Below are 10,268 nucleotides of genomic sequence, written 5' to 3'. Positions count from 1 at the left end.
CTGGGCGCGATGGGGTACAACGCCATGAAGCACAAGGTCCTCCTCACCCTCGCGGCGCTGGAATCGTGCCTGCGGATGGACGGCTTCGCGCTTCCGCTGGGCGAGGCGGTTCCGGCGGCGATCGAGGCGTGGGAGGCGTAAGTTAACACTGACAAAGGCTTTGCGATGTCATCGGCTAGGGTTTACCCGGGACGTACTCCGCGGCAAACATTTGAAGGCCTGCTCCTCTTAAACGGACCATCGACGCTCCGTTAAATTGGCTGCAACGTCCTGGATTCGATGAATGAATGACCGGGATCGGGGACGCGAATTTCCCCTAGGAACGACCGTTATCAGGGCGGAAATCCGAGGCGGGGCAGGGTGGTAGTAGCAAGTTGCGACCACAGCACGTCGATCCGGCGTAGAGCCAAGAAGGTCGGCTCACCCTAAAACCAGACGCCGGCCTATTGCAGACCCGCAAGCAACTCTAGCCTCACGTAATCTGGCAGGGCGCAATGCCAGCGGCAGCTTTGGAAGGGGCTACCCCGGGATACTCAAGCATGCTGACCTCACTGCGAATGCTCACGCGTAATATGGCGGTCAACGCGGCGCGATAGCCAGCATGTCCCATGCGCGCATCGCATTCGTGATCGCGCTGTTAAGTATGTCCCCTGTCATTCCATCGCGTGCGAGTAGGGAAATACCGAGCAGGAACCCGTCGAACATCGCTGCAAGGCCGACGGTGTCCACATTGGCCGGCAATGTCCCGTTCTCGATCGCGGCGGTCACGCAAAGAACGATCGCTTCGCGATTGGCCTGGCGTTCCGCCGCCGTCAGTCCTTTCAGAGCGGTCGTCTGATCCGAACCGATGGTTGCCGACAACGTGACCATGCAGCCGGTGGGATGACCCGGTGTCGTCTGCATCATGGCCGAGCGGCGCAATGCATGCTCAATCCGGTCGCGCGGCGGCAGCGTCTGGTCGCGCAACGCGTCCGTTACCCGACCATAGGTGGCCAAATAAACAGACAGGGCCTCACGATAGAGCGCCTCCTTCGAACCGAAGGCCGCGTAGAAGCTCGCTGAGGAGATGCCGCCCATCGTGGTGCGCAACTGGTCCAACGACACGCCTTCATAACCGTGTTGCCAAAACAGATGCGTGGCGCTTGTGACGGCGGCATCACGGTCGAAGCTGCGGGGCCGTCCTGTACGGGGCATGTTTCTCCTCCAATCTGACATCTGAACTACTCGATCCAGAAGTCGTTGACAAGCGCCGCGCTTTCGATGACTTGTGGATCGAATCATCCATAATTCGAGTTGACCCATGGCTTCCAGCATTGATACCTCGCCTGTTTCATCGAGCCGCGCTGATGAAAGGCTTCCCGTCGGCGCGCTGTCTGCGCTGGCGATGACAGGTTTCATCTGCATCGCGACGGAGACTTTACCCGCCGGCCTCCTGCCGCAGATTTCCGCAAGCCTGGCACTTTCGCCCGCACTGGCGGGCCAACTCGTGACGGCTTACGCGCTTGGTTCGGTGCTGGCAGTCATCCCGTTGACGATCCTGACCAGCGCTTGGCCGCGTCGCCATGTTCTGCTGCTGACCGTCTTCGGCTTCCTGTTGTTCAACGGGATCACCGCATTGTCCTCGGACTATCGCGTGACGCTGGCGGCCCGTTTCCTTGCGGGTTGCGCGGCCGGACTTGGCTGGGGTCTGCTCGCGGCCTTCGCCCGGCAGATGGTGGAGCCACGCCAGCAGGGGAAGGCGATGGCGATCGCGATGGTCGGCACGCCGATCGCCCTCTCGCTGGGCGTCCCGCTCGGCTCCTGGCTTGGCGGCGCTGTCGGTTGGCGCGCGGCATTCGGCATCATGTCGCTGCTGGCACTCCTGCTCGTCGGATGGGTCTTGCTCAAGGTGCCGAACCACCCCGGGCGGAAGGCATCGTCGCGCCTTTCGATCGGCAAGGTGTTCACAACGCCTGGCGTCCGACCCGTCCTTGGCGTGGTGATGACGTGGATGCTCGCCCACAACATCCTCTATACCTATGTCGCGCCGTTCGTGGCGCCGGCGGGCTTGGCGGAACGAGTCGATCTCGTGCTGCTGGTCTTCGGCATCGCCGCCCTTGCAGGAATTTGGATGACGGGTCGTCTGGTCGATCGTCATCTGCGAACCACCGTGCTTGCCAGCCTGGCTGGTTTTGCCATCATTGCGCTGCTATTTGGTCTGGTGACGCCGCGACCAGTCATCATCGTCGCTGGGGTTGCGATCTGGGGACTGACTTTTGGCGGAGCCGCGACCCTGCTCCAGACCGCGCTAGCCGACACCGCAGGCGATCAGGCCGACGTCGCGCTGTCTATGAACGTCGTGACATGGAACCTGGCGATCGCCGGCGGCGGCGTGCTGGGCGGATTGCTGCTTGAGGACTGGGGCGCTGCAAGTTTCCCCTGGGCGATGCTAACGTTGTTGATCGGCGGGCTGGTAATTGCCTGGTTGGCGCGTGGTCACGGGTTCCCCGCAGGGCCACGCCGCCATTCCGGCGCAGCCTTGGGGCACTGACCGGCCGGCGCTAGCTCCCATCGACCAACTCACGCCCTTCCGGCGAGGCCCTAGAAAAGTCAGCTCACGCCGTAACCGGTCATCTACGGCCAAACAGCGGTCCGGCGGGTACGCGCCCATTGTCGCCGTACAGCGGCTCAATTCCAACGCTCGAAAGCGGTCGTTCGTTCTGATTGGTCCGACGCATCCGATGCGAGAAAAGCTGCTGGTCGGCAGACGCCCCATGCCGGGCATAGCTCGCAACCGCTGCTTCCGCCCTCAATATGGTCATAGCTGCTTAACCTAATGGCAATGGCAGATCGCCATTTTGAAAGCTTAGGAGTAGCAGCAGCTTAGGGGAATGCACATGTCAGCGACCAACCAGACACTTGAAGAGTTGCGCCTCCTGCATGCCCTTTCCAATGTTTGCGATCAATACATGCCCGGGGAATGGGAGTACGTGAATTATGAGGGTTTCGGCGCAGGCCGATATGGCGTCGAAATGTTGGCCGAATATGGACTCGTCCTGCACGACCCTTGTTTCGGAGGGGAATGGACGACAAGAGGAATAATCATCCGCGAGCAACACGCCATCAACAGCGACAATTACGAGAAAATAAAGGAAGAATACCTTTTAGATAAAGGCGTGCCATTAAAGCACATTACGGGATGCGATAACACAGATCGTGCTCGAATTTCTGCCAACCGGTGCTTTATCGCTGACCATCAGAATTTTGAAAAAATGCGCCTTGCCCTTGATCGTCAAGCTAGATTTGTACGATTTATCGTAGCGATAGGTTTGACGGTGATGCTTATTCAGTGCCTTCGTAGTAGCCGGCTTTAAACGTCCGCTCACCACCCATGTTCGCCGTTCCGGATCGTCGATCGCATCGTCTGGCAGCGTAAAGCTGCCCGACCGTTTCCAGGCAGTCCAAATCCGCAGCGATAGCGGCTATGGGTGGTTTGCAGACATTGACGCCCCATGGTGATCCCGTAAGGATCAGTCATGCGAACGCTTGTACTAGTAGTGCCATTGCTTCTGTGCCTCAAGGCATGTTCCAACCCACTGTGTAGCAACGAAACCGTCAAGTCGCTTCGGTCTCCGACTGGCAAGCACGAAGCTAAGATGTTTATGCGGGAATGTGGCGCAACGACAGACTTTACGACGCAAGTATCTGTTGATCCGTGGTTCTGGCAGGGCATCGGCAATGCGTTCGTAGCAGATGGCTACAACGGCGGCACGCGCGGGGCATGGGGCGGTCCATGGGCAGATATGAAGTGGACCGGGCCTAACGAGTTGCTCGTCACCCATGACCAGCAGGCTCGCATATTCGACCGCAAAGAGGTGGTGGGCAGCGTGACGATCACTTACCGCCCTAAGAAGCGCTAACATCTGAAAAGGGTCGCTCACAGTCTGCTCGGATTTCGGCATCAGAGGGGGGGGTTCTGCCGTTGCAGTTATCGCGCAATCCCGACTACACTGCACCATGAGGATCGGCTTTTTCGCTCTCGGCATTATCTTCTCTTTGAGCGGTTGTGACCGTATGTACGGTGTCCAAAGCCGTACGTCTCTGCGGGACCCAGTTAGTATTGGTTGCGTCAAAACAGCGCTCAAGACCATTCCGGAGGCGGGAAAAGTCACTTATGAGCATGAGCAGCACAATTACGTGGAGCTTTCACCGAAACAACGCAACGTGCGGACCACCTCCCACGTTTGGTTATACGGCGAAGAGCAAAATTCCGTTCTTCAGATCAATCAAAATCCAGATGGTTGGGATTATACCAACACACACAGCAGCATAGGCAGGGCGATACCTGAATCGGAGATCCGTCAGTTCATTCCGGTCATGCGGAAAGTAAATCAAGCCATTCAAGATGAGTGCGGCCTTCGGGTGGCAGACTTACAACTCGAACGAATTTCGGAAGGTCCGCTATGGGGCGGTGGCCGACAGGCAGCTATGACCGCGCCCCCAGCCTGAAAGACGACAGGCAGCAATCTGCCTCGCCCGCCCCGTAAGCCGTCAGTCCAAAATCGGCCAAACCTGGTTGTTGCCGGTACCGACTAGAAGGTCCGTCTACCGCACCCCATGATGCAAAAGTTTTGGACCGGCAGCGGCCGCCCTGTAATTAGCCGGTCGATGGCCGGGGCATGACTTTTAAGAATGCTCGTCCATTCATGTAAGCAGTGAGGCTGACCGAGGCGCATAGTACGCCTACGCGAGGCCAGCATTGGAGTGGCCTCGCGGCAATACGACCAGACGACAGAGCAAATCAAAACGTGAAGCGCGCTCCAAAAAGAATGCGGCGCCCGGCGTCCACATAGGCCGATGGCAGGCCAGTCGTGAACTGCGTCAGCTGAGCCTCGTTGAGGAGGTTCACGCCTTCCAGCGTGAGCGAGGCGTTGTCGGTAATCTTCAGGCTCGCACTGCCATCAAGCGTTCCATAGGCCAGCGAGCGCGTACCCATCGCCTGGGCCTGCGCCGGCGACAGCAGGAAACCGCCCCGCCAGGCATAGGACAGGCGGATGCCGACCGGACCCTTCTCATAATAGCCGGTCACGTTGAAGTTGTTGCGTGATGCAGCGGTCAGCTGTTCGGGATCGGAATTGTCGATGAACGTGTAATTGGCTGATGCCCCGAAACCGTCGAGCGGCGCGGGCAGGAAGGTGAAGGACTGCTGGTAGAACACCTCGAACCCCTTCACCGTCACCCCGCCGCCGTTGACGATGCGGTTGACGTTGAAGTTAAGGTTTGAGGTAGAGGTGGCCCCGCTGGCCCGGATGATCCGGACCGGCAGGCTTTCCACTGTGATCTCGCTGCGGATGAGGGAAACGATGTCCTTGTAGAACGCCGAGACGCCAAGCACCCCGCCCTTCGCAAAATACCATTCGGCGGTCGCGTCGAGATTGTTCGCCCGGAACGGATCCAGATAAGGGTTCTTCTGAGTCACTGTCTGACTGAACCCGTTCACCGTTACACTCGGGGAGATATCCGAAAGGTTTGGCCGTGCCATCGTGCGCGACGCCGCGAAGCGCAGCAGCAACGAGGGCGAGACATCGAACTTGAGATTCAGGCTGGGTAGGAAATCGGTATATTCGCGGCTCACTTTCACGGCTGCGGCCGACGGTACCCGGGTCACGCCGCCAGCATCGGGATAGAAGGTGATGCCGGTGAGGTCGGGGCTCACCCCGACCGACTGCTGCCAGGTATGCACCACGCGCAGGCCCAGATTGCCGCTCAGAGCGCCGAACGCGAAGTCGGCGCGTCCATAGCCTGCGAACGTCTTTTCGTGCACGTCGATCGTGTTGCTGGCATCGTTGCTGTAGGTCCCTGCCGCCTGGAGCTGTGCAGAGCTGAACTGGCTGATGAATCCTCGGGTATCTGAAACCAGATATGAGGTCGGGAACGAAGCAGACCCCGAATAACTGTCGAGAAAACCGCCCTTCCCCGCCGATACCAGATGCATGAACGGTGCGGCGCTGTACGAACCGGCAGTCGGGCCGGCGGGTAGCCCGCCGTAGAGCGCCGAAACGCCGGCGGGCATGATCGTGAGCTGCGGATTGTCCTGGTACTGGGCGCGCTCGGCATAGCGCACGCCGAACGCCAGCTTCGTTAGCCAGCCATCGAGGTCACGAGCGGCATCGAGCTTGCCCTCCCGCACCTTGTCGCGGCTCTGGCTCAGGTACTGGCCGTTTATGCTGGCAACCTTGTAGCTGGCCGGATCGAGGACTGCGCTGGCATAGGTGCCAAGGAAGCCGACCGAGGGAAGCTCGTCACCAGGCTCGGCGCCGTAGACGCCCGCACCGTTCGCGAACGTGGCGATCGCGAGGTTGCTGCTGGTCTGCTTCGAATTCGAATACGTGCCTTCCGCAGTCACCTGCCACGGACCGGCATCCCACGCCGCGCCGCCAGTGATACTGTAAAGGTCCCCACTGCGATCCTCGAAACGGCCATTGCCCCGCTGGTCGAGCCCGGTGAGTTGCAGGCCCGTCTCGGTCGGATAGCCATCCAACGTGGGCGCGTCTGTCCCCGACAAGACGAGGCCCCTGGAGTTGGTCCAGTACGACAGAGCATCGTTGCGCACGGCCTTCACGGTCAGCTTGCTATAGAGACCTTCCACGTAGAGCTTGAGATTGTCGGTCGCGCGGAACTCGATCGAACCGATGCCGGCATATCGCTCACGAGCTTCCTCGGTGATCATGTAGTAGGTGGCACTGGGAATGCGGACCCCGAGCGCCGGCTCGATCACGCCATTGCCGTTTAGGTCGGATGGGACGCCTGCCAGCCCTACTCCTTCAGTCTGGTAGACATAGCTATTGGTCATGCTGTGCGTCTCGGGCTGGCGCCGCGAGTAGGAACCGCCGATGGTAATGCCCAGCCGACCGTTTGCGAACACGTCCGAATAGAGCGCCGAAGCGCGCGGGCCCAGCTTGCCTGAGTTGTCGGAATATTCGCCCTGCACCGATCCCGTCAGCACGCGCTTGCCGATTTCGAAAGCGCGCGGCGTACGGATGTTGACGGTGCCCGACAGGCCACCTTCCATGAGGTCGGCGGTCGGCGACTTGTAGACCTCGAGTGTGCGGACGAATTCGGGGGCAAGAATAGTGAAGTCGAAGGCCCGGGTCGCTGTGGCGTCGGCATTGACCAGGGCGTTGGCGGTATTGCGGCCGTTGAGGGTGGCGAGTGTGAATGTCGCCGGAAGCCCGCGGATGTTGACGGTCTGCCCCTCGCCCCGCGTCCGGTTGATCTGGACGCCGGAGATGCGCTGCACCGATTCCGCGACGTTGATGTCTGGATAGTGGCCGATGTCCTCGGCGCTGATGGCGTCCACCACGGAGGCAGCCGAGCGCTTTACCTGGAGCGCTGAGTTCAGGCTGGAGCGGATCCCGGTAACAACGATATCCTCGGCGGGAGCTTCCGCCTCAGCATCGGCGGTCTGCGCAGCCGCTGGCATGGCAACGAGCGCGGGCACGGCCGAAGCAAGCAACGACAGGCGAAAAAGGCTGCGATAGTGCATGAAAGAGTACCCCGGTAAATCGAATGAGATGCCAAGCCTCCGGCCTTGGCTGCCGCGCATGCCTTGGCAGCCTGACCTTGAGACGAAATGAGAAGGTGAAGCCGCGCGGCGGGTTAAGGTGTGACGATCGCGAAGTTGCCCAGCGGTCCGTCGAACAATTCGGCAAAGCGCCGCACCAGCGCCTGGTCGGCGGCAGAAAGGCTGCCTTTCCCTTCGCCCGTCAGCGCTGCATAGAACTGCGGCGCGGAAAGCTTGAGCACGGGAGCTCCCGCCAACGGAACCGTCTCATCCTGGTGGACCAGAACCGAATTTCGCACCTGTACCACCTGGTTCCTGCCTGTTGCCGGGTCGACAACAGTGAACGCCAGCGTCACGCCCTTGGCCCGCTCGGGGACCAGGCGTACCGCCAGTGCGTCGAGCAGCAGGTCCGTAGGAAGCCCCAGCAACCCTGCGAACGGTGCCGCGCGCTTGGGCTCCACTGGGCCGCGCCGCAGTTCGGTCGCGGCCTCAAGGTAGCCGTTGCGCCAAGTCGCGCTTTCGGCCTGATAGGCAAGCTGCTCATACAGATCGGCCAGTTTGACCTGTGCGCTGCGGTTGGCCGGCTCCGCGAAGACCAGCTTGTTGAGCAGTTCCACCGCCCAGCGATTGTCGCCCTTGCCGATCGCGGTGCCCGCCAGTTCCAACACACGGGCACCCCCGCCCAGCGCCTCGACATAGTGCGCGGCGCCCTCGGTCAGCGTCATCGGATCGAGGTTGGCGGGGTTGCCGTCATAATACCCCATGTAGCGCTGGTAGACCGCGCGGGAATTGTGGCTGAGTGTGCCGTAATACTCGTGGTTGTACCACTTCGCCGCCAGCGTGTCGGGGTATTGGATGGCCCGCGCAATCTCCGGACCGGTCAGGCCGTCGTTCATCAGCCTCACACTCTGGTCATGCAGGTACTCATAGGCATCCCGCTGGTTACCGAGGTAATCGACGATCTTCGCGGAGCCCCACCGGGGCCAGAAGTGCGAGGTGAACAGCACCTCGGTTCGGCTACCATAGCGACTGATCGATTCGGTTAGCGCATTGGCCCAGCTCTTCGTGTCACGCACCAGGGCGCCGCGCGCGGGCAGTGCATTATGCAGCGTGCCGTTGGCGTCCTCGGCAAGGCAAAGCGCTTTGAGGTCGGGCAGGTAGAAAAACATCTCGGCCGGTGCTTCGGTGTTCGCCGCCATCTGGAATTCGAAGCGCAGGCCGTCGATCGTGAGGGTCTCGCCGGTCTGCTTGACATCGTGGTTGGGCACGATCGGCAGGCGCCCGCGCGCGGGTGCCTGGCCTTGGGCGCGCGCTCCGGCAGCGGGCTTGATCTGCGGGCCGAGGCCCAGATTTACGTTGCCCGTCGCATCGACCGGCAGGCCAAAACCGAACTGGAAGGCGGCGCGGCGGATCATAGCGGGCCCAGCAATGACGGATTCGCCGAGGATTTCCTTTATGAAACCCTCCGGCGCTACGACGGGAACCTTGCGCGCCGCGACGTCCTCGTCGGAAATGATCGCCCGCACGCCGGCGTAATGGTCGGTATGGCTGTGCGTGTAGATCACGCCGGTGATCGGCTTCCTGCCAAGGTGTTTGTAGACGAGCTGGATGCCCGTGTAGGCTTCGGCATCGTACCCCGGGTCGACGATGATGTAGCCGGTGTCCCCGACGATCACCGTCATGTTGGAAATGGCAAACCCGCGGATCTGGTAGATGCGTTCGGAAACTTTGAACAGGCCGTGCTTCTGCAGCAGCTGGGCGTTGCGCCAGAGGCTGGGATTGACAGTCGAGGGCGCGGACTGGCTGAAGAAGGCGTCGGTGTTGACATCCCCCGCGGGCTGCCCGTCTGGCGTGCGCAGTTTGCCGTCTGCGACACTGGCGATGAAGCCGCGCTGCACCAGTTCGTAATCCTCGCGGTCGCTCGTCGGCAACGTCTTGGCGAATGCCCGCAGCCGCTGCGTAGTGACGGCGTCAGCGGGCTTGCCGGCCTGCGCCGGCGCGACACCCTGAGGAGCGGACCCCGGAGCGGCCTCCTGCGAAATGACAGCCGTCGACAGGAGACTCATGGCAGCAATTGAAGACGTGCAAACCAACCGAAACCACATGAAACCCCCTTAAGGCGCTATATGAGCGAAACTCATATGGGGGCTACTCAGCCGAGCGCCGCATGCCAAGATAGATTATCTATCTAATGAGTAGAGAATACGTGTCACTGGCAGAGGCGGTGTGAACCGCCCCGGGACTGCCGGAGGCCATTTTAGGGTGTAGACTAATTGCGCGTTGCACCAGAGACGTGCGCAAATGAGTTTGATGGCCGCGAGATAGTTGGCGGCGTCCTTGTCATATCGGGTGGCGATGCCCCGGAACTGCTTGATCCGGTTGAAGAAGCGCTCGACGAGATTACGCTGGCGGTAGAGCCATGACGAGAAGCCGAAGCGCTGCTTACGGTTGGAGCGGTTGGGAATGTTGGCCCAGATGTTTCGGGCCGCCGCGGCCTCGCGAATGGCGGTGCTGTCATAGCCCTTGTCGCCGAGCAGGGTAGCACCCTCGGGAATGGCCTCGATCAGCGCTTCAGCTTCGCACGCATCATGGACCTGCCCACCCGTCAGTCGCAGGCCGACAGGACGTCCATCAGCGTCGACAAGAGCGTGGAGTTTGGTCGTAAGGCCGCCCCGGGAACGGCCCATGCCATGATCGCTGGATCCCCTCACATGGGGACAATCGT

Annotated in this window: 7 protein-coding genes and 2 pseudogenes; 5 read left to right on the top strand and 4 right to left on the bottom strand. The window is 60.9% G+C overall.

Annotation, left to right across the window (positions count from 1 at the left end; translation table 11 throughout):
* A pseudogene (locus PMI02_RS27395) lies at nucleotides 1-141 on the top strand (alanine--glyoxylate aminotransferase family protein); the annotation flags it as partial.
* A 438-nt stretch (nucleotides 142-579) separates the two neighbouring features.
* Here PMI02_RS27395 and PMI02_RS21425 read toward each other — a convergent pair.
* Nucleotides 580-1,398, bottom strand: coding sequence for a TetR/AcrR family transcriptional regulator (locus PMI02_RS21425; protein WP_238539133.1), 819 nt, complete (start codon nucleotides 1,396-1,398; stop codon nucleotides 580-582).
* Here PMI02_RS21425 and PMI02_RS21420 point away from each other — a divergent pair.
* From PMI02_RS21420 to PMI02_RS27385, 4 genes are all read left to right on the top strand, one after another.
* Nucleotides 1,301-2,530: an MFS transporter gene (locus PMI02_RS21420; RefSeq protein WP_007686877.1), complete on the top strand. Its 1,230-nt coding sequence runs from the start codon at nucleotides 1,301-1,303 to the stop codon at nucleotides 2,528-2,530. The genes PMI02_RS21425 and PMI02_RS21420 overlap by 98 nt on opposite strands.
* A 346-nt stretch (nucleotides 2,531-2,876) precedes the next feature.
* Nucleotides 2,877-3,353 (top strand): hypothetical protein, encoded by a 477-nt coding sequence (locus PMI02_RS27390; RefSeq protein ID WP_157222639.1) that lies wholly within the window; start codon nucleotides 2,877-2,879, stop codon nucleotides 3,351-3,353.
* Between the two features lie 282 nt (nucleotides 3,354-3,635).
* On the top strand, nucleotides 3,636-3,899 hold the full coding sequence (locus PMI02_RS21415) for a hypothetical protein (protein ID WP_036504943.1): 264 nt from the start codon (nucleotides 3,636-3,638) through the stop codon (nucleotides 3,897-3,899).
* 97 nt (nucleotides 3,900-3,996) lie between these two features.
* Nucleotides 3,997-4,488, top strand: a complete 492-nt coding sequence (locus tag PMI02_RS27385) for a hypothetical protein (protein ID WP_157222638.1) — start codon at nucleotides 3,997-3,999, stop codon at nucleotides 4,486-4,488.
* 292 nt (nucleotides 4,489-4,780) lie between these two features.
* On the opposite strand, the gene PMI02_RS21410 is transcribed toward PMI02_RS27385, so the two are convergent.
* The 3 genes and pseudogenes from PMI02_RS21410 to PMI02_RS21400 form a co-directional block, all read right to left on the bottom strand.
* Entirely contained in the window at nucleotides 4,781-7,525 is a 2,745-nt protein-coding gene (locus tag PMI02_RS21410) for a TonB-dependent receptor (protein ID WP_036504940.1), read from the bottom strand.
* Between the two features lie 113 nt (nucleotides 7,526-7,638).
* Nucleotides 7,639-9,609, bottom strand: a complete 1,971-nt coding sequence (locus PMI02_RS21405) for an alkyl/aryl-sulfatase (RefSeq protein WP_036504938.1) — start codon at nucleotides 9,607-9,609, stop codon at nucleotides 7,639-7,641.
* 216 nt (nucleotides 9,610-9,825) lie between these two features.
* A pseudogene (locus tag PMI02_RS21400) lies at nucleotides 9,826-10,268 on the bottom strand (IS5 family transposase); the annotation flags it as partial.

It is taken from the genome of Novosphingobium sp. AP12, assembly GCF_000281975.1.
GTDB lineage: Bacteria > Pseudomonadota > Alphaproteobacteria > Sphingomonadales > Sphingomonadaceae > Novosphingobium.
The sequence above is the reverse complement of the archived record's forward strand: the minus strand, read 5'-3'. Positions and strand labels throughout refer to the sequence as shown.